This is a genomic window from Marinobacter sp. BW6 (assembly GCF_008107725.1).
Lineage (GTDB): Bacteria > Pseudomonadota > Gammaproteobacteria > Pseudomonadales > Oleiphilaceae > Marinobacter.
The window spans coordinates 136,709-161,193 of record NZ_VIRN01000083.1 but is presented as its reverse complement, the minus strand read 5'-3'; the positions used below and the strand labels follow the sequence as shown (position 1 = coordinate 161,193).

Here is a 24,485-nt window from a genome sequence, read left to right as displayed (position 1 = left end):
CGAGACTGATATGACCGAATCCGGTAACCCGATCGGGCAGGTTGCGGACTGCCTTCTGAACATTGAGATGGAGTTGCGGCAGCTGGGGCTTTGGGAGTCCGAGCCACCACCGGAAGAGGCGTTCCAAAGTGTTCAGCCATTTTGCATAGATACGCTGGAGTTTACCCAGTGGCTGCAATTTGTCTTTGTCGCCCGGATGAAAGTGATCATCGAAAACGATCATCCGCTACCCGCGACTTCCGGCATAGCGCCCATGGCCGAGGAGCACTTTCGGGGGCGCCCGGTGTCAGGAAGCAGGCTGGTCAGTGAGCTGGAGGCAATCGACCGCCTGCTCAGTGGAGGATGATCAGTCCAGTCTCATGGACAGATCCACGGCTTTCACATCTTTGGTCAGCGCGCCGATCGAGATGAAGTCCACGCCCGTCTCCGCGATCGGAACCAGCGTGTCGGCGTTGATTCCCCCAGAGGCCTCAAGCTTTGCCTTGCCTCGGGTGGTGGCAACCGCGGTTCGCATGTCTTCAAGCGAGAATTCATCCAGCATGATGATGTCCGCGCCTGCCTTCAAGGCTTGCGCCAGCTCGTCGAGGTTTTCGGTTTCCACCTCAACAGGCTTGCCCGGGGCAATCCTGTGGGCGGCCTCAATGGCTTCTGCAATCGAGCCGCAGGCGGCAATGTGATTTTCCTTGATCAGGAAGGCATCCCAGAGCCCGATGCGGTGATTGAAGCAGCCGCCACAGGCAACGGCATATTTCTGGGCCAGGCGCAGGCCGGGCAGGGTTTTGCGCGTATCCAGCAGTCGTACATTGGTGTGGGCAACCCGGGCAGCATAGCTGGCGCAGGTGGTAGCAACCCCGGAAAGGGTCTGAAGCCAGTTCAGGGCGGCACGTTCAGAACTCAGCAGGCTTCTGGCAGGGCCCTGCATGGTGAACAGTACCTGGTCCGGTGACACGGTTTCGCCATCGGATACCTGCCAGGTCAGTTCAACGGACGGATCTACTTGCCGGAATACCTCGTCTACCCACTCCCTGCCTGCAATTGTTGCCGTTTCCCGTGTAATCACGCGGCCTCTGGCCGGCTTTTCGGCGGGTATCAGTCTGGCCGTGACGTCACCATCACCAATATCTTCCCGCAGGCTCTGGGCAACGTTTTCGATTCTGGCCTGGCGAAGGAGTTCGGGGGGGATCATAGGGCAAAGTGTCCGGTGCTGTGGGTTGTAAGCTTTTCAGGCTGCCAATTCTAATGGCCTGCTGGTGAATCGCCAAACTCTTGAGTCCACACTGCTAAACTGTGATGCAGGTCAGGTCTATACAAAAGGTGACAAATTCTGACACAACCTGACGTGGGCAGCTCGTATCATCGAAGGTGGGAAAACAAACAGGCATTTGTGTAAAACAAGGCGGAGCAGTGACATGGTGCATGGTAACAAGGTTGTCAGCTTTTCAGGCCGAAAGCCGTCCGCCCGGTTTTCATTGCCCGCTGCTCTCGTTCGCCTGCGTGACGCATCGGGTCAGTCCCTGAAGTCCGTTCTTGCCAGTTTTTTTGATCGTGCCGACGACGCCCTGTTTGAACTTGCCGACAGAGCCGGCTCCAACCTTGACCAGACCGCCTACTTTGATGCCATGCGAGAGCTCAGGCTTCGCCGCAAGGCCATGGCGGTCTCGATCCTCCAGTATGTCAGCCAGGCTTTCAACGAAATTGGCAAGTTCCAGCCCCAGCAGGAGGCCCGGTCTCTCGATGAGGTTGACGAGGATTCGCTCAGTCTCATCGATCACTCCCAGCTTGAGCAGCAGGTGGCTGTCGACAACCTGATCAATAAACTCCGGAACCGTCACACCGAACAGATCCGTTTGCTGACTGCGCGGGTTGGACACCTGGTGCCGGGCATTGATCTCAAGGATGCGCAGATGCCATTGAGTCCGGAGATCATCTGTGGCGGCGTAGCCGAGGCCTGCGCCGATCTGGATATTGATATCCGGGCCAAGCTGGTGGTTCTGAAGCTGTTTGATCGCCTGCTTGCCGATATTCTTGGTGATTTTTACAAAGAAGCGAATCGCACCTTGATCAGTGAGGGTGTCATGCCTGACATGAAGCGGCCTCCCGCCGGCAAGGTGCCCGCCCGTTCGGCTCAGCGTCCGCCAGGCGAAGGTCCGGCTGCAACCTCTGATGGGTTTCAGGGCAGTTCCGCTAGTGGGAGTCAGGGCGTGTCGCAATCCCAGGCTACGTTCTCAGAACTCAGTGCGTTGTTGCATCGTGGCGATTCTGCGCCTGCCAGTGGTGGAGCGCCAGCGGGCGAAGGTTACATAGATACTGATCGACTCATGGCTCGTCTCACCGAAGCCCAGTCGAACAGTCGGCAATGGGGTGACGGCGCTGTTGTGCCTCTGAATCAGCAGCTTCAGCCCATCCTGCGCTCCGGTGACGGGAAAAGCCTGAACGTAGGGCAGATGGACAGTGATGTGATCAATCTGGTCTCCATGCTTTTCGACTTCATTCTGGAGGATCGGCAACTGCACCCGGTGATGAAGGCGTTGATCGGTCGTCTGCAGATACCGGTGCTGAAAGTCGCATTGAGCGACAAGAATTTTTTCAATCGCGGTGGTCACCCGGTCCGCAAGCTGCTCAACGAGCTGGCACTGTCAGCCATCGGCTGGACCGAAAAGAAGGCCGGCCAAAGAGACCCGCTTCGGGATAAGATTGAATCGGTGGTGGATCGGGTACTTAGCGAGTTCACCACTAACGTGTCGTTGTTCGAAGAATTGCTGAAAGACTTCAGTCACTTCATGGATCTCGATCGCAGGCGTCGTGAACTCGTGGAACAACGCCTTCGGGATGCGGAAGAAGGGCGGGCTCGTCAGGAGCGAGCGTCCCAGGCGGCGGAAGGCCTGGTGCAGGAGCTGACTGAGCAGCGGGACGTTCCTGAGCCGGTTGCCGAGCTGCTCAACGAAGCCTGGACCAAGTACCTGCAGTGGGTGGTTCTCCGGGAAGGCGAAGACAGCGATCGCTGGCAGCAGGCCCGGAACCTGACCGAGCAGCTGGTGTGGAGTGTGGATCCTCGCCCGGTTACTGACTCGACCCGGACAGAACTGCTACGGGCAATCCCTGCCATTGTGGATGATCTTCGCAAGGCGCTGCAGGAGATTTCCTGGGACCCGTTTGCCACTGACGCAGCTATCCGTGATCTGGAGCTTGCGCATGTGGACGTTTTCCAGCGTCTAGTGACCGCTCCGTCCCGCCCGGAACCACCTGCGGAACCTGAGGTCTTGCTCCAGCCGGAACAACCCGTTGAAGCGCCCGTGGCGCCTCCGGCAGCTGAAGGGGCGTTTAGCGAAACCAAGGTGCCGGCTGAGCCCGAGGAGCCCGCTACTGCAGTAGTCAGTGACCCCCCTGCCCAGAAGGCCGAGATGGCCGAGGCAGCGGATCAGGTGTCGCCAGAGTGGCTGGGCAAGGCGGACAGCCTCCGTGTGGGCTCCTGGATTGAACTTACCCGTGACGAAACCAAAGTGCGGTGCAAACTTGCGGCCTTCATCAAGGCGACCGGCAAGTATATCTTTGTGAATCGCAGTGGCGCCAAGGTGGCCGAGTATCTGCGTCAGGAGCTGGCCGCAGACATGGAAGCCGGGAAAATCAGCATGCTTGATGACGGCCTGATTTTCGACCGGGCGCTTGAGTCGATCATCGATAACCTCCGCAGCAGCCGCAAGGACTGATTCGTAGCAACCGTGGCAACTTTGTGATTCAATCAGAGACAGTGTAATCCTCTGAAACATTTGGAATTACTTTGCCCGATACAGACGTTTTTTCCGAACGGCTTTCTGATTCCGGTACCGATGGAAAATCACTTCGCGAAACCGGACGGATTCCCTTCGCCCGATGGTGCCCTTCGCCGAACTTCGGACCTCGTCCGGACGGGGAAGGAGTCTCCTTGCTGGTTGTCCATAACATCAGTCTTCCGCCTGGCCAGTTTGGCGGCCCGGAAATAGAAGATTTCTTCTGCAACCGGCTTGACCACTCGGCGCATCCTTATTTCCAGACCATAGAAGGCATTCAGGTGTCCGCTCACCTGCTGATTCGCCGGGATGGCGTTCTGGTCCAGTTTGTCAGTCTTCTCGAACGGGCCTGGCATGCTGGCCGCTCGTGCTTTGAAGGGCGGGAGGAGTGCAATGATTTTTCCATCGGTATCGAGCTGGAAGGAACTGACGACATCCCCTATACCCCTGAACAGTATTTTAAGCTGGCGGAGGTGGCGGACTTGATTATGGCAGCCTGGCCGGAGATCACGGTCGGTCGCATCACCGGCCACTGCGACATCGCACCCGGCCGGAAGAGCGATCCGGGGCCAGCCTTCGACTGGTCGTATTTCCGGGCAGCCCTGCAAGCAGCCCGGGGATCCGGGAGGAACGTCTGAATGGTGTTTATTGTGTTTCTTCTGGCGTACATGGTGCGCCGGCGTCTGGACTCCCTGGATCTACTATCCGGCGATGAGGTCTGGCGTCGGTGGTTTCGCAATGGCAGCCGGGTCAAGGCGGGCCATGAGTCGGGGATTGCTATCGGACTGGCGCTGGTTTTTCTACCGGCTTTTCTTCTGGGTTTGGCGGAATATCTCCTGGTGTCCTCCGGCTGGAGGATGGCGGCTTACCCGTTGGAGTTCCTGGTTCTGGTTGTCCTTATGGGTACGCCGGGCTGGCGACAGGTGCTGCGGGCCTATGCAGAGGCATGGCAGCGGGGAGACATGCAGTCGGCCTGGCATCATGTGAAAGACCTTCTCCCGGCCGATGAGCGGGGGGCTGCGCTGTCTCCCGAGGCCATGCACCTCTCCCTGTCCAAGGCGTTGATGGTTTCAGTGTTCCAGCGCTTCTTCCTGGTGGCTTTCTGGTATGTGGTTGGCGGTATCGGGCTTGCCGTTCTGGCCCGTGGGCTGGTCGCGCTTGCTGATCAATGGCCTCAGGCACCAGCAAGGCCGCGGTTTGCAAGAATGTCGGAACTGGCTGACTGGATTCCTGCCAGGCTTCTGTCGTTGACCTTTGGAATCGCAGGAGATCTCGCCGGGTGGCTCCGGGAAACCCGCCAGACCCTGACCGGCGTTCGCAAAAAAGCCGGAGAGGTGCTTATGATTTCGGCCAACGGGTCGTTAACCGGGTATGCACTGGATCCGGCGCGCTTTTCCCGGATTCACCCTGATGAATGGACAGCATTCGGAGGGCGAAGTCTGAGAGCAGTCAGGGATTTGTTAAACAGAAGCATGTTGGTATGGATATGCACACTGGCTCTGCTGGTAATTTCTGGAGTGGTCTAAGTCAAATTTTATAAAACATTACAGTTTAACAACAAATAATGCTCAAGTTTTTAAGACTTTAGGCGACAATATAAGAAAAGAAAAACTATTCAGTTTTTGCCTGCCAGCATGAGGGTCCCTGTGAAGCAACTCATTAATCCTGCTATTGCGCTGATGAACCGGCTGCCGATGGTCTACAAGTTCAGTCTCATCAGTATTCTGTTCCTGTTACCGATCGGTGGACTGTCCTGGCTCGCTATTTCCGAGCTGAATCGCTCGGTTCAGACCATGACCCGAGGCGTCGAGGGGCTTGAGCAACTTCAGAAAGTGGACGGGCTGGTGGACGCGGCGATGGATTATCGCGATTACCGCTCGCCCGCGATCATCAAGGATGAGAGCGCTATTGCCGTAGTTTCCGAAGAGGCTGCCAGTGAGGTTGATAGTACGCTGGCGGCACTGACGGCAGAAGAACACTCGTTCGATACGTCCGGCTCCTGGGCTGATCAGGTCGAGTCCCTTCGCCAGGAGTGGGAGGCGTTGCGGGCCGATGATAACTATCAGGGCAGCTTCGATCCCCAGTTCAAGTATTATCAGGAGTTTGTCCAGAAGGCTCAGGCGCTGCTCTCTGCAACCATTGAAACTTCGGGCCTGGGGCAGGGTGCGTCCAGGGAGAACCAGCTGATTCTTGGTCTGGTTCGAGATTCACTCCCCGCCGCGCGCACCGTTATCGGACGCGCAAAGTCCTACGGTATCTTTGCCCTTGTTGAGGGGCAGGTAGGCTATGCCCTGAGCGAAACCCTGAACGAAATCTATGACCAGCTGACCAATCGCAGCTCACTGCTTTCACCGGCCCTGGCGCTGGCTTCTGAGGCGTCGCCTGCCCTCACAGAGCAGGCCGGCAAGGCCATTCAGCGGGTTGATGAGAGCCTGATGGTGGTCCGCGATCAGCTGGACTTGAACGTGATAACGCCCATGCGTCTGGAAATGCCCTGGACCGAATACGACGATCTGATGTCCGGGCAGCTGGCCTACTACGATGAGGTCAAGACGGCTGCGTTCAGCGTGGTCGAGTCGAACCTGCGCGCACGGCTCGAGAGTGAGATCAACCAGCGTCGCCTGATCGTTATTGCCCTGGTCGCAGTGCTGCTGGTGGTTGTCTATCTCTATATCGGCTTCTTTATGTCCGTGCGCACCGCCATCAACCGCTTCAGCGAAGCCGCTCGGAGCGTGGCTGCGGGCGATATGACCACCCACATCAATTTGCGCAACCGCGATGAGCTTGGTGAGCTGACCACGGAATTCAATAACATGACCGACCGGATTGCAGAGCTGATCCGCTCTGTCAGCCGGACCACGGCGGACGTTGACCAGCAGGCAACTCGGGTCAACGATACCGCAGCGGCCAACAGCGAAGCTGTGGCGCGACAGATGGAAGAAAGCGGCCAGATCAATGAAGCCATGAATCAGATGGTCGAGGCGGTTCACGAAGTTACCGAAAGCGCGCACCGGGTTGCAGACAGTGCCAGCAACGCCGAGCAGGACACTGAAACCGGGCGCGGTGTGGTTGCCGACACCGTTGAAACGATCAATAAGCTGGCGGGCGAGATCTCCGGTGCCGTGGCAGTGATCAACCGGGTCAGCAAGGACAGTGATAACATCAGTCAGGTGCTTTTTGAGATCAAGGCGATTGCAGAGCAGACCAACCTGCTGGCCCTGAACGCAGCTATTGAGGCGGCCAGGGCCGGCGAGCAGGGGCGCGGATTTGCGGTGGTTGCCGATGAGGTCCGCTCGCTTTCACAGCGCACTCACAAGTCGACTGAAGAGATCGAGGGCATGATTTCCCGGCTTCAGAGCGGCGTCAAAGACGCCGTGTCGGCCATGACCAACAGCCGGGACGTCACTGAGGCAACGGTGCAAAAGTCTGGTGCGGTAACGGAGGCTCTGGACAGAATCGCCAAGGGCATCTCGGTGATCGTGGATATGAGTCACCAGATTGCCCAGGCTGCCGAAGAACAGTCTGCCGTTGCGAAGAACGTGAACTCGAACGTTGAGCAGATCGGCGAGCTGGGCCAGAAAACCGCCTCCAATGCCGAAGAAACGCTGGGTTCGTCCAGAGAAATGTCGCAACTGACAGCGTCGCTTCAGCGTCTGGTGGAGGCTTTCAAGGTCTGATCGTCGCGACCTTTAAGCGCAATGAAAAATCCGGCCCTCAGAGGCCGGATTTTTTTTGTTCCCAGAGAATTTCTTCGCCACCCTCGCGCCGTGCCAGTACGCGGGCGATGACAAACAACAGATCCGACAGACGGTTCAGGTAGTGTCGTGAAGCGGTGTTGATCGAGTCCTCATGGCCGAGGGCGACGACAACCCGCTCTGCACGACGGCAGACCGCCCGGGCAAGGTGACATTGGGCGGCGCCGGGGCTGCCGCCGGGCAGGACAAAATTCTTCAGCGGTGGCAGGCCTTCGTTGTGGCGGTCCAGGGTGCCTTCCAGCCATTCGATGTGTTCGTCACCGATGACACGGCTGCCGGGGATGGCGAATTCGCCCCCCAGGTCAAACAGATGGTGCTGAATGCGGCGCAGGCTCTCCACCAGTTCGTCGTCGCTGTCCAGGGTTTCGATTAGCAACCCGATATGGCAGTTGAGTTCATCAGCGGTGCCCATGGCTTCAACTCGCTGGGCATTCTTGGCAATCCGGTTGCCATCGGCCAGACCCGTGGAGCCATCGTCTCCGGTGCGGGTGTAAATCTTGGAAAGGCGGTTGCCCATCAGTCTGCTCCTGTTAATGTGACGACAGTTGTTGTACCCGTTCAGTCAGCATTTGGTTCACCGGCGTGTCGATACCGAGCTCTTTTCCGAGTTTTGCGAGATACCCGTTGATAAAGTCTATCTCGGTTTGGCGTTTCCGGAGAACATCGGCACGCATGGACGATGTGTTGCCGGCGGTGTTTTGAGCGACCTGTTCAATGCGTTTGCGCAGGGAATCCGGTGTTTCCCTGATCTGGACGGCGGCGCTCATCAGCTCTGACAGTTCCGCGCAAAGCTCGTCGATGGTGTTCTGATATAGCCCTGCAGACAGGATGTCGCCATTGGGGCAGTTCAGGATGGCGGTGTAGGGATTGATGCCCGCATTGATGATCAGTTTCTGCCAGAGTCGCTGGAGGATCGCCGGCTCCGGATGAATGGCCAGGCCGGAGTCTTCCAGCGTGGCGACCGCGCGGTCCACGGAGAATCTGGCCTGCTCCGTCAGCGGACCCACCCAGGTATCGCCGGTACCGGCATGGACGAGAAGCCCTGGTTCCGGTCGATTGGCGCCCTCGGTGGTGCTCGCGGCCAGGATAGGGCGCTGCGGCCAACGCTCGGCGACAGCTTGCTGGCTGCCCAGTCCGTTCTGGAAAAGCAGGATGGGGGTTTCAACGGGTAATTGGTCGATCACGCCTGCCACGGCGCTCAGGGTATCACCGGCCTTGGTTGTCACCAGCATCAGGTCCGGCGTGTCACTGGCCCTGAGGAGCGGAATACTTAAGGCGGATTCCGGCCCCTCAAAGGGCCGGAAACGGTAATCGACGCTTGAGTCGGTGGGCTCGCCCGGTCTGGCCACGAAGGCAACGCAACCGTTGGGTAGCATTGCGCCCCAGAGCCTGCCCAGAGAGCCTGCGCCGAGAATACCGATCATGCCGGTTACATGGCCTCGATATCGGCCCTTTGCTGGCTCAGGCGGGCCTGGCTGCTTTGGGCGTCCCGGAGTTTTTCCTGTTCCTTCTCGACCACCTCGGCCGGAGCCTTGGCCGTGAACTTTTCGTTACCCAGTTTACCCTCCAGGCGACCGATCTCTTTCTGAAGGCGCTCCAGCTCCTTGTCCAGACGCTTGAGTTCGGCATCCTTGTCAATCAGGCCGGCCATGGGAACCAGTACTTCCATGTCTCCCACCAGTTGGGTGGCAGACATGGGAGCTTTGTCACCCTCAAACCAGTCCAGGCTCTCCAGCTTGGCCAGGGAACTCAGGAACTGGCGATTATCATTCATGCGACGCTGATCCTCGGCGTCTTTGCCACGCAGCAATACCGGAATCTTCTTCGCCGGCGAGATGTTCATTTCGCCCCGGATGTTCCGCACGGCAACGATCACGCCCTTTAGCCATTCAATATCAGCAGTAACCGCTGAATCCTGCTTGGTGGCATCCGGTTGCGGGTAGGCCTGAAGCATGATGCTGTCGCCGGTCTTGCCGGCCAGGGGGGCGATCCGCTGCCAGATTTCCTCGGTGATAAACGGCATCATCGGGTGCGCCAGGCGCAGAACGGATTCCAGTACGCGCACCAGGGTGCGACGGGTGCCACGTTTGGCTTCGGCACTGGCGTCTTCATCACTGAGCACTGGCTTGGACAGCTCCAGATACCAGTCGCAGTATTCGTTCCAGATGAACTCATAGAGCGCGTAGGCCGCCAGATCGAAGCGGTACTGGTCCAGGTGGCGGATCACGTCCTGCTCGCAGCTCTGCAGCTCGCTGATGATCCAGCGGTCTGCCAGAGACAGTTCCACGGGCTCGTCATTCACGCCACAATCTTCGCCCTCAGTATTCATCAGTACATAGCGGGCGGCGTTCCAGAGCTTGTTGCAGAAGTTGCGGTAGCCTTCCAGGCGCTTCATGTCCCAGTTGATGTCGCGGCCGGTGGTGGCCATGGCGGCAAGGGTGAAGCGCAGGGCGTCGGTGCCGTGGGCGGTGATGCCCTCCGGGAATTCCTTTTTGGTGCGCTTGCCGATTTTCTCGGCCAGCTTGGGCTGCATCAGGTTGCCGGTGCGCTTCTCCAGCAGGTCGTTCAGGCTGATACCGTCAATCATGTCCAGCGGGTCGATCACGTTGCCCTTGGACTTGGACATCTTGTCGCCGTGCTCGTCCCGGATAAGGCCGGTGACATACACAGTATGGAAGGGCACCTGGGGTGTGCCGTCTTCGTTCTTCATGAAGTGCATGGTCATCATAATCATCCGGGCAACCCAGAAGAAGATGATGTCGAAACCGGTCACCAGCACATCGGTTGGATGGAAGTTTTTCAGCCGTTCGGTGATCTCCGGCCAGCCCAGGGTGCCGAAGGTCCACAGGGCAGAGCTGAACCAGGTATCGAGAACGTCCTCGTCCTGTTCCAGGGCGACGTTGGCGTCCAGGCTGTGCTTCTGGCGAACTTCGTCTTCGCTGCGGCCAACGTAGATGTTGCCGTCGGCGTCGTACCAGGCCGGAATGCGGTGGCCCCACCAGAGCTGGCGCGAGATACACCAGTCCTGGATGTCGCGCATCCAGGCAAAGTACATGTTTTCGTACTGTTTCGGCACGAACTGAATGCGACCGTCTTCGACCGCTTCGATAGCTGGCTTGGCCAGGGTCTTGGCATCGGCAAACCACTGGTCGGTGAGCATTGGCTCGATAATCAGGCCGGAGCGGTCACCACGGGGGACGCTGAGGACGTGATCCTCGATGTTCTCCACCAGTCCCTCGGTTTCCATGTCGGCGACGATCTGTTTGCGGGCCGCTTCGCGGGTCAACCCGGAGTAGGCGCCCGGCATGGTGCCGTCGAGTTCGGTGTTTTCGGTGCCGTCGGCATTGAATACTTCGGCCACGTCCCGGATGTTGGCATCCTGGGTCATGACATTGATCATCGGCAGGTCGTTACGCTTGCCCACGGCATAGTCGTTGAAGTCATGGGCCGGGGTGATCTTCACGCAGCCGGAGCCCTTTTCCGGATCGGCATGATGATCGGCCACGATTGGAATCCGCCGGTTCACCAGCGGCAGCATCACGTGCTTGCCAATCAGGTGCTGGTAGCGCTCGTCGTCCGGATGCACCGCCACGGCCGTATCGCCGAGCATGGTCTCGGGCCGAGTGGTAGCGACTACGAGGTAGTCTTTGCCGTCTTTGGTCTGCGCGCCGTCAGCGAGCGGGTAGCGCAGGTGCCAGAAAAAGCCTTTCTCTTCCTTGTTTTCCACTTCCAGATCGGAAATGGCGGTGTGCAGTTTCGGGTCCCAGTTGACCAGCCGCTTGCCACGGTACACCAGGCCTTCGTCGTACAGACGGATAAACACTTCCTGTACGGCCTTGTAAAAGCCGTCGTCCATGGTGAAGCGTTCGTTGTCCCAGTCTACAGAGTTGCCAAGGCGCCGAATCTGGCGGGTGATGGTGCCGCCGGAATGTTCTTTCCAGTCCCAGATACGCTTGATGAACTCTTCCCGACCCAGGTCGTGACGGGTTTTTTCTTCTTCCGCGGCCAGTTTGCGTTCAACCACCATCTGGGTGGCGATGCCGGCGTGGTCGGTACCGACGGTCCACAGTGCGTTGCGGCCCTGCATGCGCTTGAAGCGGGTGAGGGTGTCCATGATGGTGTGCTGGAACGCATGGCCCATGTGCAGGCTGCCGGTAACGTTGGGCGGCGGGATGGCGATGCTGTAGGACTGGCCTTCACCGCTGGGGCGGAAGTACCCTTTGGATTCCCAGTTTTCGTACCACTGGCGCTCGATGTTTTCTGGCTGGTAGGTTTTTTCCATGGGGTTCTGCAGTGACCGTTGGTTGATTCACAAGGGAAAATTGAGACGCCCGATTATACATGGTCGCCTGCCCAACGGCGAAATCCGAGTTAAACCGTAGGTCGGGTTAGCAAAGCGTAACCCGACAAAAACTACCCCCGTTTCCTGAGGTCATGCACCCGAGGCTCAATCCCCAACGTCCGCAACTGCTTGAAATGCGACCGAGCCTGATTGAGAACATTCGGGTCGTTATGGGCAACCAGCGCAAGCCGCTTAAAACGGTCCGCATCCGCGGGCAAGGTTGCCGAGAGAATGATCACGGTATCCCAATCCTCGGGAGCGGGTGGGCAGAGCAGGATGCCGACGGGATCGGAACAGGTAGTCGCCGAGTCGGGGACAACGCTATGGGGGATGAAAGCGTCGGGGCTGAAATCCCACAAGAGATCGTCCAGTTCCTCGGCGTGCCTTGCCGTATCGCAAACGATGCACACGCGATCGCCCTGCTGCCAGGCCTTCTCCACGAGTTTGGCAGCGTGGAGATTGCGGGCGGCGGGGGTGTTCTGGGCGAGGATATGGAACCAGTAACGCTGGTTCCGATCCTCCTGCCCGGAAGATCCGGCAGCAGCGCTGCCGGGTTCCGGAGAAGGCACCGGGTTATTTCCCGGCATGGGACATCAGGTAGTCGACCAGCATGGGGACCGGCCGGCCAGAGGAGCCTTTGGCTTTGCCGGAGTGCCAGGCTGTGCCGGCGATGTCCAGGTGGGCCCAGCGGTAGTCCTTGGCGAACCGGGACAGGAAGCAGGCCGCGGTAATGGTGCCGGCCGGGCGGCCGCCAATGTTGGCCATGTCGGCAAAGTTGCTGTCGAGCTGGCTCTGGTATTCGTCCCACAGGGGCAGGCGCCAGGCGCGGTCACCGGCGCGTTCGCCTGCGGCCAGCAATTCATTGGCCAGTTCATCGTTGTTGGCAAGCAGGCCGGTGGCGTGGTTGCCAAGGGCGATGATACAGGCGCCGGTCAGGGTCGCCAGATCAATGACCGCAGCCGGGTCGAATTTCTTCACGTAGGTGAGGGCGTCGCAGAGTACCAGGCGGCCCTCGGCGTCGGTGTTGAGGATTTCAACGGTCATGCCCGACAGGGTGGTAACGATGTCGCCCGGGCGTGAAGCACCGCCGTCCGGCATGTTTTCCGCAGCGGCAATCACGGCCACCACGTTGATCTTGGGCTGGGTTTCGGCCAGGACTTTCATGGCGCCGAAGACGCTGGCAGAGCCGCCCATGTCGTATTTCATTTCATCCATGCCTTCGCCGGGCTTGAGGCTGATACCGCCAGTGTCGAAGGTGATGCCTTTACCGACGAGCACGTGAGGCTTGTCCTTGGCCTTGCCGCCACGGTATTCCATCACGATCAGTCGCGGGGGTTGGGTGCTGCCTTTGCCCACGGCCAGGATGGTGTTCATGCCCATCTTTTCCATCTGCTTCTCATCAAGCACTTCGGTCTTGATACAGTCGTAGTCCTTGGCCAGTTTTTTGGCTTGCTGGGCCAGCCACTCCGGGTGGCAGATGTTGGGCGGAGTGTTGCCGAGGTCGCGGGTGAGGTTCATACCCCGGCCAGTGGCCAGGCCGAGGTTGAATGCGTCTTTGAGAGCCTTGCCGGCACTGGAGGCAGAGACAACAATTTTATTCAGCTTACGGTCAGCAGGCTTTTCGCTCTTGAAGTCGCTGAAGGTATAGAGCTGGTCTTCAAGAGTCCGGCCGATCAGGCTTAAACGGGCAGCTTCGGAGCTGACGGCTTCTTCGCCGGTTACAGCGGTATCTGCCAGAGCGATGGCAACACTTTTCGACGGGCCGTCTTTGAGAGCGGTCATCATTGCGATCAGCGCTTTGCGGTAGTTCGCAGGGCTGCGCTCGGTATCTTTCCCGGTGCCAACCACGAGTAGACGGCTCCAGGGCTGGTCAGTGAGGGGAATCGTAACGGTGGTGGCATTCTTGCCGGATAGGTCGCCGGCTTTCTGGAGTGTCTTGATCAGCCCACCCAGCGCCTCATCGGCCTGATTTGTGGAATCTGGCCAGGTACCCTTCTCGGGTAAGCCGATAACGAGGCAATCTGCTTTGTTACTGGCGATGGCTTTACTGCTCAGGCTGAAATTCATGGCAACTCCTGTTGATTGTTCACGAGACATCCGCCGCTGGCGGGAATCGTTCTTGATTGTGATCTATTCTAGCATTGGGGCTTGCCGGGAAATTATCAAGCGAATGGCGCGGCTTCTGTGCCTGCTCGCGCCTTCATATCGGTGTAATACCGCTGCTCTGTCATTCGGCACCAAGGTTACATAGAATACGCGCAGTTCCCAGCTACCTCCACGTTTCAGCGGATACGGCCAGAGAGACCGATTTGAGCATCATTTTCCGTTACCTCATCCGCCAGATCATGATCAGCATGATTGCCGTTTCCGGCATCCTGCTGCTGGTGTTCATGAGCGGGCGTTTCCTGAAATACCTCGACAGTGCTGCCCAGGGTAGTATTTCGGCCGGAGTGCTGTTCGAGATCATGGCGTACCGTTTTCCGGGGTTCCTCGAACTGATACTGCCCCTGGGGCTTTTTATCGGCATCTTGCTTGCCTACGGCCGCATGTACCTCGAAAGCGAAATGACCGTGTTGTTTGCCTGCGGTGTCAGCGACAAGGCTTTGTTGGGTAAAACCCTTCTGGGCAGTTTCCCGGTGATGGTTATTGTCGGCGCCATGAGTCTTTACGTGTCGCCGTGGGGTATGAACCAGGTTGAAGAGATCTTTAATGAGCAGCGCAAAGCCACGGAGTTCGAAATGCTGGCGCCGGGGCGCTTTCAGGATTTCTCCTCGGGTGGACGGGTGACCTATACCGAAGGCCTGAGTGAGGACAAACGTCGGCTGCAGGGTGTTTTTATTGCAGAATACGCGGCAGACGGCCAGGGCCTGACCATTATCACGGCCGATTCCGGATCTCAGCTGGTGGACCCGGAGACGGGGAGCCGATTCCTGATTCTGGAAGAAGGTGGTCGCTTTCAGGGTGCGGCTGGTGAGCTGGATTACACGACTATTGATTTTGAGGCCTACGGTCTGAAAATCGAGAGTGGAAACGCCGGGACTCGGGAACTGGAGGAGGGTGCCAGCACCTGGAGCCTGATGCAGTCGGACCGGCTTGAGGATCGCGCGTTGCTGCACTGGCGTCTCTCATTACCCCTGATTGTCCCGGTGGTGACTTTGCTGGCTGTGCGTTTGAGCCGCGTGAACCCCCGCCAGGGCCGGTTTTTTCATCTGCTTCCGGCGATGCTGGTTTACATCACCTATCTGGGCTTGCTGATCGTCGCCCGCGACTGGCTGGCCGAAGGCAAGGTTCCCGAGTGGGTCGGCATGCTCTGGGTTCATGCCCTGTTCATCGGTTTTGGCCTTTGGCTGCAGTTTGGTCCTGACTGGCTGCATCGCAGGCGACTGATGCGGGAGGGGGCTGCCCATGCGCAAAATTGATGGCTATGTAATGCGGACCGTCGGCGGCGCCATGTTTCTGGTGATGGTGGTGGTGCTGTCGCTTGATCTCATCTTCGCCTTTATCGCCGAGCTCGAGGATACCCGGAACGGTTACCAAACACTTGAAGCGCTCTGGTATGTCTTTCTGACTCTGCCCCGTCGTATCTACGATTACCTGCCGCTGGGCGCCTTTATGGGATGTCTGGTGGGTCTGGGTTCCATGGCCAGTTCATCGGAGCTGACGGTGATCCGGGCTGCCGGTGTAACGCTCAAGCGCATTGTCTGGTCGGCCATGAAGCCGGCCCTGTTTGTGGTCATCCTCGGTGTGTTGATCGGCGAATATGTGGCGCCGCCGGCAGAGCGTGTGGCGCAGAGTGACAAGGCCGTGGCATTGGGTGCTGGCACCAACGTGGCTTCGGCGTCGGGGGTCTGGCACAAGGAAGGGAACACCTACATTCACCTGAACGCGGTGCAGCCTAACGGCGTGCTTCACGGTGTTTCGCGCTTTCAGCTTGACGAAAATCGGAAACTGCTGTCGGCGAGCTTTGCGGAGCGGGCAATCTACCAGGGTGATTACTGGCTGCTGGAGAAGGTTCGCACCACTGAGTTTGAACGTGACAGCACCACCCGTTCGGATAGGCAGACACTGAGATGGGAAACGGGGCTGTCCCCTAGCGTTCTGAGCGTCCTGATTGTAAAGCCGGAAAATCTCTCCATGACCGGCTTGTTCACCTACGCCCGGTATCTGGGAGAGCAGAACCTCAATGCCTCGCGTTACTGGCTGGCATTCTGGAAGAAAGCCCTGATGCCCCTGGGCACTGCTGTGATGGTGCTGGTCGCCATTTCCTTTATTTTCGGACCTTTGCGCTCGGTCACCATGGGTTTCCGGGTGTTTACCGGCTTGCTGGTGGGGTTGCTCTTCAAATACATGCAGGATCTGCTGGGGCCTATGAGCCTGGTTTACGGCTTCAACCCGATGCTGGCGGTACTGGTGCCAATTGCCGTCAATGCTGTTATCGGAGCTATCTTGATGCGCCGGGCCGGTTGAGAGGCCCGGTCTGGTCCGGGCCGTTACTTCGCTGCGCGCTTTTTCTTGTCGGTCTTCTCCTTTGGAACCGAGACAACGACGCTGTCTGACAGGCGATCGGTAACCGAAAGGCCGTTAATCGGATAGAACAGCGCGACAATAGCCGGGAGGCTAAGAAACAGGGTGGCTGCTCCGAAATAGTAGCTGCCCAGAAGCGTCAGGAAGATCACTGCAGCCGCCGTCACATAGCGCCTGAGCGCCTTGGTCCAGCTCACCGACGTGCCATCAATATTTTCAATGCGGATCCGCCACACCTGCATCCCCAGGGTCTGGCCGATGCGCGTCCAGAAGTAGCCGAAGAACAGGTAAAGAACCAGAAACAGGGTGAACGTCAGCCCCGGGTCTCCCGAGAGCTGGCCGGACTCGGCCATTTGCTCGTAGCGGTCCCAGCCGGTAAACCAGCCGGCCACCATGGTGTATCCCCAGGTAGCGACAAGCAGCACGGCAATGCTGATCAAACCGTCGTAAATAATGGCAAGGGCACGTTTGAGGGCGGTGGCTGGTGGGAATAGTTCCTCGGCGTCATGGAAGCGTCGGGGCATGGAATCTCCTGTGATGTTTCACGTTTTTCCTGTTCTCGGCGTGTGCTAGAGTAGCGGATTTGCACAAGCATGTAAGTATTCGTATTCAATCGCGGACCTGGCGGCATTTCTGCCGGGTTTCTGGAAAGGTATCAAAGGGCTATGAAAACCGCAGAGTTGCGACAGGCGTTCCTCGATTATTTCAAGCAGCAAGGTCACACCATTGTTCCAAGTAGTTCGCTGGTACCTGCGGACGACCCCACATTGCTGTTTACGAATGCGGGAATGAACCAGTTCAAGGACCTGTTCCTGGGGCGTGAAGAGCGTGACTACACCCGGGCCACTTCCTCGCAGAAATGTGTCCGCGCTGGTGGTAAGCACAATGACCTTGAAAATGTCGGCTACACCGCCCGTCACCACACCTTCTTTGAGATGCTGGGCAACTTCAGTTTTGGCGACTACTTCAAGCGGGAAGCCATCAACTACGCCTGGACATTCCTTACCGGCGAGAACTGGCTGAACCTGCCCAAGGAAAAACTCTGGGTAACTGTTTACGCAGAAGATGACGAAGCCTTCGATATCTGGAACAAGGAAATCGGGGTGCCGGCAGACCGTATCGTCCGTATTGGCGATAACAAAGGTGGCCGTTACGCCTCTGACAACTTCTGGCAGATGGGAGACACCGGTCCCTGCGGTCCCTGTACCGAAATTTTCTACGATCACGGCCCGGATGTGGCTGGTGGCCCCCCCGGATCACCAGAAGAGGACGGTGATCGCTACATCGAAATCTGGAACGTGGTGTTCATGCAGTACAACCGCACGGCTGACGGCGAGATGATGAAGCTGCCCAAGCCGTCTGTGGATACCGGCATGGGGCTGGAGCGGATTACAGCAGTTCTGCAGGGCGTCCACAGTAATTATGAGATTGATCTGTTCCAGGATCTGCTGGCGGCTGCTTCCAAGGTTCTGGGTGGTGCGGCCACCACCGAAGCATCCCTGCGCGTTGTCGCAGACCACATCCGCTCTTGCGCCTTCCTGATCGCGGACGGCGTGATGCCGTCAAACGAGGGCCGTGGCTTTGTGCTGCGCCGGATCATTCGCCGTGCGGCACGCCATGGCAACAAGCTGGGTGCCACCGGGCCGTTCTTCTACAAGCTCACCGGCGCCCTGTGCGAACTGATGGGCGATGCGTTCCCGCAGCTGGTCAGCAGCCGCAAACAGATTGAAAAGGTGTTGCTGCAGGAAGAGGAGCAATTTGCCAAGACCCTGGACAAGGGCCTGCGCCTGCTCGAGCAGGATATTGCCGAGCTTGAGGGTACGGAGATTCCGGGCGAGACCATCTTCACGCTTTACGACACCTTTGGTTTCCCGGTCGATCTCACCAACGACATTGCCCGTGAGCGAGGCCTGACCCTGGATTACGAAGGCTATGAGAAGGCGATGGAAGGTCAGCGTGAGCGTGCCCGTGCTGCCAGCAAATTCGGCATCGACTACAACGCTGCCGGTCTGCAGCTTGAAGGCAAGACCGAGTTTACCGGTTACGAGCACATCGACGGCCACGAAAAAATCCGCGCGGTGATTGTCGGCGGTGAAGAAAAGACCGCTGAAGCCGGTGATGAAGCTGTGGTGGTACTTGAGCGCACGCCTTTCTATGCAGAATCCGGTGGCCAGGTTGGTGACACCGGTCTACTGACCTGGAGCGGTGGCCGGTTCAAGGTAACGGATACCCGTAAGGAAGGTGATAATCACCTGCACCTTGGCACCCTGATCGAGGGCGAGCTGTTCCCGGGGCTGGAAGTCGACGCGCGGATTGATCACGCCCGCCGCGAGCGTACCAAGCGCAACCACTCCGCCACTCATTTGTTGCATGCGGCCCTGCGCAAGGTATTGGGCGAGCACGTGGGCCAGAAGGGTTCACTGGTGGATCCGGACAAACTGCGTTTCGATTTCTCCCATTTCGAGGCCGTTACTCCGGAGCAACTTCGCGAGATCGAGCGCCAGGTGAACGAGCAGATCCTGGAGAACAGCCCGGTTCAGACCGAAATTACCGACATGGAAAAGGCCCAGGAAAAGGGCGCCATGGCGCTGTTCGGTGAAAAATACGGAGATGTAGTCCGGGTGCTCAGCATGGGTACCGACAACTATTCTGTCGAACTCTGTGGCGGTACCCACGTCTCCCGCACCGGTGACATTGGCCTTTTCCGCATTACCTCTGAGAGTGGTATCTCATCCGGCGTGCGTCGTATCGAAGCGGTTACCGGCATGGGCGCGCTGGACTGGATCGACGGCACCGAGCGTACCCTTCGCGAGGCAGCCCGCCTTGTGAAAGGCTCCCGCGAGTCCGTGATTGAAAAGGTCCAACAGACCATTGAGCGCAACCGTCAGCTCGAGAAGGAAATGGATGCCCTGAAGGCAAAACTTGCTTCTTCGGCCGGGACCGATCTGGCCAGCACCGCTGTCGACGTTGGCGGGCTTAAGGTAGTGGCTTCCGAATTGGAAGGTGCTGACCGCAAGGCCCTGATGGAAACGGCCGATCAGCTTAAGAACAAGCTGGGCGAGGGTGTTGTGGTGCTAGCCAGCGTGGAAGATGGCAAGGTGACCCTGGTTGCTGGTGTCACGAAATCGGCCACTGGACGCATCAAGGCCGGTGACCTGATGAAGCACTTGGCCGCTCAGGTCGACGGCAAGGGCGGGGGGCGACCCGATATGGCTCAGGGCGGGGGTAACGATCCGTCCAAGCTTGCGGATGCGCTGGCAGGCGTTGCCGGTTGGGTCGAGAAAAATATCGCTTAAGCAACTGTTTTTGTGAGCGGGCTGGGGTTTATAATCCCGCCCGTTTCTTTTAATTGGCGGAGTGTTGCTCCGCTGTGAGTCCCCGTTTCGGATATTGGGAAAACAATGGCTCTGTTGGTTCAGAAATTTGGTGGCACATCGGTTGGAACAACCGAACGTATTGAAGCGGTAGCCGACAAGGTTTGCGGTTTTCGCAAGGACGGTCACGATGTGGTCGTTGTCGTATCGGCCATGAGTGGAGAAACCAACCGGTTGATCTCCCTGGCCAATAACATCATGGAGGAGCCGACGCCCCGAGAGATGGACGTGCTGGTCTCCACGGGTGAACAGGTAACGATCGCGCTGCTGTCCATGGCGCTGCAAAAACGCGGCTGTGAAGCGCGTTCCTACACCGGCTCGCAGGTACGAATCCTGACTGACAGCAGTCACACCAAGGCGCGGATCAAGCAGATTGATGAGCAGCGCATGCGCGAAGACCTGGATGCCGGCCGGGTAGTAGTTGTTGCCGGATTCCAGGGAATGGACGAAAGTGGGAATATCACCACTCTGGGACGTGGTGGGTCTGACACCACGGCCGTCGCGTTGGCTGCCGCACTCAGGGCGGATGAATGCCAGATCTATACTGACGTGGATGGTGTTTATACAACCGATCCCAGAGTTGTAGACACTGCGCGCAGGCTGGAGCGGATTACGTTTGAGGAAATGCTCGAGATGGCCAGTCTGGGCTCGAAAGTGCTCCAGATCCGCGCGGTAGAATTTGCAGGTAAATACAACGTTCCGTTAAGGGTGCTTTCCAGCTTCCAGGAAGGCGAAGGCACCCTGATTACTCTTGAGGATGAAAACGCCATGGAACAACCGGTTGTGTCCGGCATCGCTTTTAACCGTGATGAAGCCAAACTGACTATTGCCGGCGTACCGGATACTCCGGGCAGCGCACTGCGTATTCTGAAACCGGTGAGCGACGCCAATATCGAAGTGGATATGATCGTTCAGAACGTGGGTGAGGATAACCGTACCGCCTTTACGTTTACCGTGCATCGCAATGATTTCAAACGCGCGAAAGAGGTGCTTCAGCGGGTCGCCGACGAGCTAGGTGCTCGTGAAGTTGCCGGCGACAGCAAGATTGCCAAGGTCAGCATTGTGGGTGTGGGTATGCGCTCCCACGCTGGCGTGGCAACCCAGATGTTCGAGGCGCTGTCCAACGAGGGCATCAACATCCAGATGATCTCCACATCAGAAATAAAGATTTCAGTGGTGATCGATGAAAAATACCTTGAGCTTGCGGTTCGAGCGCTTCACAGTGCATTTGAACTGGACAAGTCCGCGGTATCGGAAGAGGCCTGACATCCGCAGATAAAAGGTCGGTCTGCGGGGCCTCCGAAAAAGGGCATCATATGCTGAGCCTATGACAAACGTGAACCGTATAAGGGAATGTGCGTCTATAGATTGGCAAGTGATCCCACTATAAAAACAAGAAGTACATAAAAAACCATTTATCGGAACAGGTAGCTCTGGATAGGGAGTAAGGGATATGTTGATTTTGACTCGCCGCGTGGGCGAAACTCTGATGGTTGGCGACGATATCACCGTCACCGTCCTGGGAGTGAAGGGCAATCAGGTACGCATTGGCGTGAATGCCCCGAAAGAAGTTGCGGTACACCGTGAAGAAATCTATCAGCGGATCCAGTCGGAAAAAGGCTCTGAAGAGCCGGAACCCGGCAACAGCTGAAAGACAGAAAGCCGTTCATGGGAAACCTGAACGGCTTTTTTGATGGTGGGGTGAAACGAGCCTGAAAAATCTCGTGTCAACCCTATGAAAACAGAAAAATTATGGTAGTATACGCCCCGTTCTCAAGGAGAGGTGGGTGAGTGGCTGAAACCAGTTCCCTGCTAAGGAACCGTACGAGCAATCGTACCGAGGGTTCGAATCCCTCCCTCTCCGCCATTTTCCCTTTGGGGAAAGCGAGACAGGTTGAAGTAGCGTTCAACCACAGCAAGTGATCAATGTGCGGCTGTAGCTCAGCTGGATAGAGTACCTGGCTACGAACCAGGCGGTCGGAGGTTCGAATCCTCCCAGCCGCGCCATCGATCAACCTGCCCCAAGTTTTAAGCGGCTGTAGCTCAGCTGGATAGAGTACCTGGCTACGAACCAGGCGGTCGGAGGTTCGAATCCTCCCAGCCGCGCCATATCAAATAAAGAACCCCGCCTTGTGCGGGGTTTTTTATTTGTCCCCGATCAATTTCGGATTGATCATTATTTGCCCAAACGCCTTCCTCGAACCTAACCTTAAGGGTGTAGGGAAATCCGTTTTCAGGAAGGAGATCTAACCATGAACAAAACAGTGAACGGTAGCTATAGAGACCGCGACCAGGCGAAGAACGCCTGGGATGACCTTATTGCAACCGGTATCCCTCGCGACAACATTTTCATCGACGAGGAGGCCATGGTGGTGAAGGTCAGCGTGCCTGCTGAGACCGAGAGGGAAATCCTGGAGATATTCGAGCGGCACCAGCTCCACTGAGCTAGACCGACGCCAGGAAAAAGAGGCAGGCAACCAGGAAGAGTTGCCTGCCTCTTTTGTTTTGGAAGGCCTAGAGCCGGAATCGGGAGACCAGATTCTGCAGGTCGCTGCCGAGCCTGGCCAGCTCGCTGCTGGAGCTGGCGGTCTGGTTCGATGAGGCGGCGGACTGATCGGTAACATCCCGGATGCTGGTAATGTTCTGGTTGATTTCCTCGGCCACCGAGGTCTGTTGCTCGGAGGCTGTGGCAATCTGGCTGTTGTACTGTTTGATGTCCTCTACGGCCCGGGCAATACGTTCGATTGTCGCTCCGGTTGCCGTGGCGCGCTCAAGAGTGTTCGAAGCCATGGAGGTGCTGGACTCCATGGCGGATACCGAGTTGCCAGCACTGCTTTGAAGTGATGTCACCAGCGTCTCGATCTCCTGGGCGGATGATTGGGTCCGCTGGGCGAGCGAGCGCACCTCGTCGGCGACAACGGCAAAGCCGCGACCCTGCTCGCCTGCCCGGGCTGCCTCAATAGCGGCGTTGAGGGCCAGCAAATTGGTCTGTTCGGCGACCGATTTGATGACATCCAGGACCGTTCCGATGTTTGCGGTTTCTTTCTGCAGTCCCTGGATGGTTTCCATGCTCTGGCTGACTTCATGTGCCAGGTTGTTCACCTGGTTAACCGTTTCCCGTACCTCCCGTTCACCGTCGCTTGCCTGGCTGGCGGCGTCTGTGGCTACAGAAAATGCCTGTTCTGCACTGCGGGCGATGTCGCCAACGGTTGCGGTCATCTCGTTCATGGCCGTGGCAACCTGATCGGTTTCCTGTTTCTGGCGGTTGATGCCGTCGCTGGTCTGGTTGGTAACTGTTGAAAGCTCTTCGGCAGAGGCGGCGATGTTAGATGCGCCTGATTCAATGCTCCTGACCAATTCCCGGAGGCTGGTTACCATGGTTGCCAGGGCGGCCATCAGCCGACCAATCTCGTTGGTGCCGCTTGCCTTGATATCCACGGTCAGATTGCCAGAGGCAACCTCGGACGCAATATTCACCGCCTGGTTGACGGGGGAGACGATGGCGCGAGTAATGAGGTAAGCCATCAGGATACCGAGCACCAGAGCGATGCCGGTGGCGCCGAAAATCAGCCAGGATGCCTGCTGGCGGTCAGCTTCCATCTTCTTCGCCTGAAGTGCCCGGAGGTTGTTCGCCGATTCAATGGCACTCCTCGCCGTGCTGACCATATCATCCGACAGCTGCTCTCCCGCGTTTGTCAGATCCACAACCGCTCGGAATTCGCTGACATAGGTGTCGAGCGCCGCATTGATCTGTTCTTTTTCCTCGGCAGTGATCGCTGCTGATTTGAGTGGGCCCTGAACCCTCTTTGCATCATCCAGATATGCCTTAACGCTTGCATCGTCCTGTTCGATGAGAAACTTGCGTTCAGACCGGCGCATATCCTCGAAAATCGCCGAGGCAAAGAACAGTGAGCTGTGGGCCTTCAACGAAGATCCGAAGATACGTGCGCTGGTCTCAAGGCGTTCAAGCGCTTCTTCGCGCTCACCGATGTTTGTCTCAACCTGGCCCATCAGCTGCTGGTAGTTTTTTACATCAGCCTGAATCTGGCTCAGCGTTTTGATGTCTTCCGGGGCTGCAAGCAATGGTCCGATATCATTGGTCAGCTCCAGAACCCGGTCGCCCTGGGCCTGGGTTCTGGTAACCGCCTGCGTTTCGCCGGTCAGAAGGAAGTTCTTCTCTTCAACCCGGGCCTCGGTGAGGTTGGTGTTCACCTGCCCAAGCATGGCAACGATATTCGATCGCTGGCTGTAACTTTCCAGCGCGCGGTCGCCTACCACTCCCACAACAATGGTCAGGAGCAGCAGAATGGCAAAGCCACCTGCCAGTCTGGTCCGGATGGTCATGTTGGTGAGGAAGCTCGAGAATGTCATGGGTGTCCTTAGTCTTTGAGGGCTATATCAAACAACCGTATTCGCATCATTTTCTGCTGAAGGTAGGGAAAGCATTTGATACACCGGCGGAATTTCGAAATTGTTATGTGAAGCTATTAAGGCCACTTTTATCCCAATAATCCAGAGTCATACCGTAACAGATAGTTTCTGGAGGGTTCTATTTGATACGGAAAATCAGGCTTTTGCTGAAAAATAAAATCATTATGCGGGCTTTGTTTGGTCGGGGCTGGCAGATAAATCGTGCCTGATGAGTGTTCAAATTTGGTCTGACTAGAGGGTGTGACAAAAAGTCGCACCCCTCGAGTTCCTTACCACCCCCTCGGTCCGAGTC

Annotated in this window: 19 protein-coding genes and 3 tRNA genes; 14 read left to right on the top strand and 8 right to left on the bottom strand. The window is 57.6% G+C overall.

The window, feature by feature from the left end:
- Positions 1-10 precede the first annotated feature (10 nt).
- Positions 11-346 (top strand): YqcC family protein, encoded by a 336-nt coding sequence (locus FMN52_RS19355; RefSeq protein ID WP_148610244.1) that lies wholly within the window; start codon positions 11-13, stop codon positions 344-346.
- Here FMN52_RS19355 and nadC read toward each other — a convergent pair whose 3' ends face one another.
- Positions 347-1,186 carry a carboxylating nicotinate-nucleotide diphosphorylase gene (gene nadC / locus FMN52_RS19350; protein ID WP_148610243.1) on the bottom strand — a complete coding sequence of 280 codons (840 nt, stop codon included), beginning with the start codon at positions 1,184-1,186 and terminating at the stop codon, positions 347-349.
- Between the two features lie 223 nt (positions 1,187-1,409).
- Between nadC and FMN52_RS19345 the strand changes: the two genes are divergently transcribed.
- From FMN52_RS19345 to FMN52_RS19330, 4 genes are all read left to right on the top strand, one after another.
- Positions 1,410-3,707, top strand: coding sequence for a DUF1631 domain-containing protein (locus tag FMN52_RS19345; RefSeq protein WP_148610242.1), 2,298 nt, complete (start codon positions 1,410-1,412; stop codon positions 3,705-3,707).
- A 71-nt stretch (positions 3,708-3,778) separates the two neighbouring features.
- Positions 3,779-4,405, top strand: a complete 627-nt coding sequence (gene ampD / locus FMN52_RS19340) for a 1,6-anhydro-N-acetylmuramyl-L-alanine amidase AmpD (protein ID WP_148610241.1) — start codon at positions 3,779-3,781, stop codon at positions 4,403-4,405.
- Positions 4,406-5,293 carry a histidine kinase gene (locus FMN52_RS19335; RefSeq protein WP_148610240.1) on the top strand — a complete coding sequence of 296 codons (888 nt, stop codon included), beginning with the start codon at positions 4,406-4,408 and terminating at the stop codon, positions 5,291-5,293.
- Positions 5,294-5,413: 120 nt separating this feature from the next.
- Positions 5,414-7,444, top strand: a complete 2,031-nt coding sequence (locus FMN52_RS19330) for a methyl-accepting chemotaxis protein (RefSeq protein WP_148610239.1) — start codon at positions 5,414-5,416, stop codon at positions 7,442-7,444.
- A 37-nt stretch (positions 7,445-7,481) separates the two neighbouring features.
- Here FMN52_RS19330 and FMN52_RS19325 read toward each other — a convergent pair whose 3' ends face one another.
- The 5 genes from FMN52_RS19325 to FMN52_RS19305 all read right to left on the bottom strand — a co-directional run bounded on the left by FMN52_RS19325 (position 7,482) and on the right by FMN52_RS19305 (position 13,931).
- Positions 7,482-8,039 (bottom strand): cob(I)yrinic acid a,c-diamide adenosyltransferase, encoded by a 558-nt coding sequence (locus tag FMN52_RS19325; protein ID WP_014576743.1) that lies wholly within the window; start codon positions 8,037-8,039, stop codon positions 7,482-7,484.
- Positions 8,040-8,052: 13 nt separating this feature from the next.
- Positions 8,053-8,946, bottom strand: coding sequence for a 2-dehydropantoate 2-reductase (locus tag FMN52_RS19320; protein WP_148610238.1), 894 nt, complete (start codon positions 8,944-8,946; stop codon positions 8,053-8,055).
- 5 nt (positions 8,947-8,951) lie between these two features.
- Entirely contained in the window at positions 8,952-11,804 is a 2,853-nt protein-coding gene (locus tag FMN52_RS19315) for a valine--tRNA ligase (RefSeq protein WP_148610237.1), read from the bottom strand.
- 131 nt (positions 11,805-11,935) lie between these two features.
- Positions 11,936-12,451, bottom strand: coding sequence for a DNA polymerase III subunit chi (locus FMN52_RS19310; RefSeq protein ID WP_148610236.1), 516 nt, complete (start codon positions 12,449-12,451; stop codon positions 11,936-11,938).
- Positions 12,438-13,931, bottom strand: coding sequence for a leucyl aminopeptidase (locus FMN52_RS19305; RefSeq protein WP_148610235.1), 1,494 nt, complete (start codon positions 13,929-13,931; stop codon positions 12,438-12,440). Before FMN52_RS19305 ends, FMN52_RS19310 begins: the two co-directional genes overlap by 14 nt.
- A gap of 242 nt (positions 13,932-14,173) precedes the next feature.
- On the opposite strand from FMN52_RS19305, the gene lptF reads away from it, so the two are divergent.
- On the top strand, positions 14,174-15,283 hold the full coding sequence (gene lptF / locus FMN52_RS19300; protein ID WP_148610234.1) for an LPS export ABC transporter permease LptF: 1,110 nt from the start codon (positions 14,174-14,176) through the stop codon (positions 15,281-15,283).
- Entirely contained in the window at positions 15,270-16,331 is a 1,062-nt protein-coding gene (gene lptG / locus FMN52_RS19295) for an LPS export ABC transporter permease LptG (protein WP_148610233.1), read from the top strand. Before lptF ends, lptG begins: the two co-directional genes overlap by 14 nt.
- A 23-nt stretch (positions 16,332-16,354) precedes the next feature.
- On the opposite strand, the gene FMN52_RS19290 is transcribed toward lptG, so the two are convergent.
- The gene (locus FMN52_RS19290; protein WP_148610232.1) at positions 16,355-16,912 is read right to left on the bottom strand and encodes an RDD family protein; all 558 of its coding nucleotides are present in this window, start codon (positions 16,910-16,912) and stop codon (positions 16,355-16,357) included.
- 141 nt (positions 16,913-17,053) lie between these two features.
- Between FMN52_RS19290 and alaS the strand changes: the two genes are divergently transcribed.
- The 7 genes from alaS (at position 17,054) to FMN52_RS19255 (ending at position 22,206) form a co-directional block, all read left to right on the top strand.
- On the top strand, positions 17,054-19,684 hold the full coding sequence (alaS, locus tag FMN52_RS19285) for an alanine--tRNA ligase (RefSeq protein ID WP_148610231.1): 2,631 nt from the start codon (positions 17,054-17,056) through the stop codon (positions 19,682-19,684).
- A gap of 105 nt (positions 19,685-19,789) precedes the next feature.
- On the top strand, positions 19,790-21,028 hold the full coding sequence (locus FMN52_RS19280; RefSeq protein ID WP_148610230.1) for an aspartate kinase: 1,239 nt from the start codon (positions 19,790-19,792) through the stop codon (positions 21,026-21,028).
- A 187-nt stretch (positions 21,029-21,215) separates the two neighbouring features.
- Positions 21,216-21,413, top strand: coding sequence for a carbon storage regulator CsrA (gene csrA / locus FMN52_RS19275; RefSeq protein ID WP_008172808.1), 198 nt, complete (start codon positions 21,216-21,218; stop codon positions 21,411-21,413).
- 126 nt (positions 21,414-21,539) lie between these two features.
- Positions 21,540-21,629, top strand: a tRNA-Ser gene (locus FMN52_RS19270).
- Between the two features lie 63 nt (positions 21,630-21,692).
- Positions 21,693-21,769, top strand: a tRNA-Arg gene (locus FMN52_RS19265).
- Between the two features lie 25 nt (positions 21,770-21,794).
- Positions 21,795-21,871: transfer RNA gene (locus tag FMN52_RS19260), tRNA-Arg, on the top strand.
- Positions 21,872-22,014: 143 nt separating this feature from the next.
- The gene (locus FMN52_RS19255) at positions 22,015-22,206 is read left to right on the top strand and encodes a hypothetical protein (protein ID WP_148610229.1); all 192 of its coding nucleotides are present in this window, start codon (positions 22,015-22,017) and stop codon (positions 22,204-22,206) included.
- Between the two features lie 70 nt (positions 22,207-22,276).
- Here FMN52_RS19255 and FMN52_RS19250 read toward each other — a convergent pair whose 3' ends face one another.
- Positions 22,277-24,133 carry a methyl-accepting chemotaxis protein gene (locus FMN52_RS19250; protein WP_148610228.1) on the bottom strand — a complete coding sequence of 619 codons (1,857 nt, stop codon included), beginning with the start codon at positions 24,131-24,133 and terminating at the stop codon, positions 22,277-22,279.
- Positions 24,134-24,485 lie beyond the last annotated feature (352 nt).

What these genes read in the sequence shown, in the direction of transcription:
- FMN52_RS19355 (WP_148610244.1), top strand. Translation starts at nt 11, where the DNA reads ATGACCGAATCCGGTAACCCGATCGGGCAGGTTGCGGACTGCCTTCTG.
- nadC (WP_148610243.1), bottom strand. Translation starts at nt 1,186, where the DNA reads ATGATCCCCCCCGAACTCCTTCGCCAGGCCAGAATCGAAAACGTTGCC.
- FMN52_RS19345 (WP_148610242.1), top strand. Translation starts at nt 1,410, where the DNA reads ATGGTGCATGGTAACAAGGTTGTCAGCTTTTCAGGCCGAAAGCCGTCC.
- FMN52_RS19335 (WP_148610240.1), top strand. Translation starts at nt 4,406, where the DNA reads ATGGTGTTTATTGTGTTTCTTCTGGCGTACATGGTGCGCCGGCGTCTG.
- FMN52_RS19325 (WP_014576743.1), bottom strand. Translation starts at nt 8,039, where the DNA reads ATGGGCAACCGCCTTTCCAAGATTTACACCCGCACCGGAGACGATGGC.
- FMN52_RS19320 (WP_148610238.1), bottom strand. Translation starts at nt 8,946, where the DNA reads ATGATCGGTATTCTCGGCGCAGGCTCTCTGGGCAGGCTCTGGGGCGCA.
- FMN52_RS19315 (WP_148610237.1), bottom strand. Translation starts at nt 11,804, where the DNA reads ATGGAAAAAACCTACCAGCCAGAAAACATCGAGCGCCAGTGGTACGAA.
- FMN52_RS19310 (WP_148610236.1), bottom strand. Translation starts at nt 12,451, where the DNA reads ATGCCGGGAAATAACCCGGTGCCTTCTCCGGAACCCGGCAGCGCTGCT.
- FMN52_RS19305 (WP_148610235.1), bottom strand. Translation starts at nt 13,931, where the DNA reads ATGAATTTCAGCCTGAGCAGTAAAGCCATCGCCAGTAACAAAGCAGAT.
- lptG (WP_148610233.1), top strand. Translation starts at nt 15,270, where the DNA reads ATGCGCAAAATTGATGGCTATGTAATGCGGACCGTCGGCGGCGCCATG.
- FMN52_RS19290 (WP_148610232.1), bottom strand. Translation starts at nt 16,912, where the DNA reads ATGCCCCGACGCTTCCATGACGCCGAGGAACTATTCCCACCAGCCACC.
- alaS (WP_148610231.1), top strand. Translation starts at nt 17,054, where the DNA reads ATGAAAACCGCAGAGTTGCGACAGGCGTTCCTCGATTATTTCAAGCAG.
- FMN52_RS19280 (WP_148610230.1), top strand. Translation starts at nt 19,790, where the DNA reads ATGGCTCTGTTGGTTCAGAAATTTGGTGGCACATCGGTTGGAACAACC.
- csrA (WP_008172808.1), top strand. Translation starts at nt 21,216, where the DNA reads ATGTTGATTTTGACTCGCCGCGTGGGCGAAACTCTGATGGTTGGCGAC.
- FMN52_RS19255 (WP_148610229.1), top strand. Translation starts at nt 22,015, where the DNA reads ATGAACAAAACAGTGAACGGTAGCTATAGAGACCGCGACCAGGCGAAG.
- FMN52_RS19250 (WP_148610228.1), bottom strand. Translation starts at nt 24,133, where the DNA reads ATGACATTCTCGAGCTTCCTCACCAACATGACCATCCGGACCAGACTG.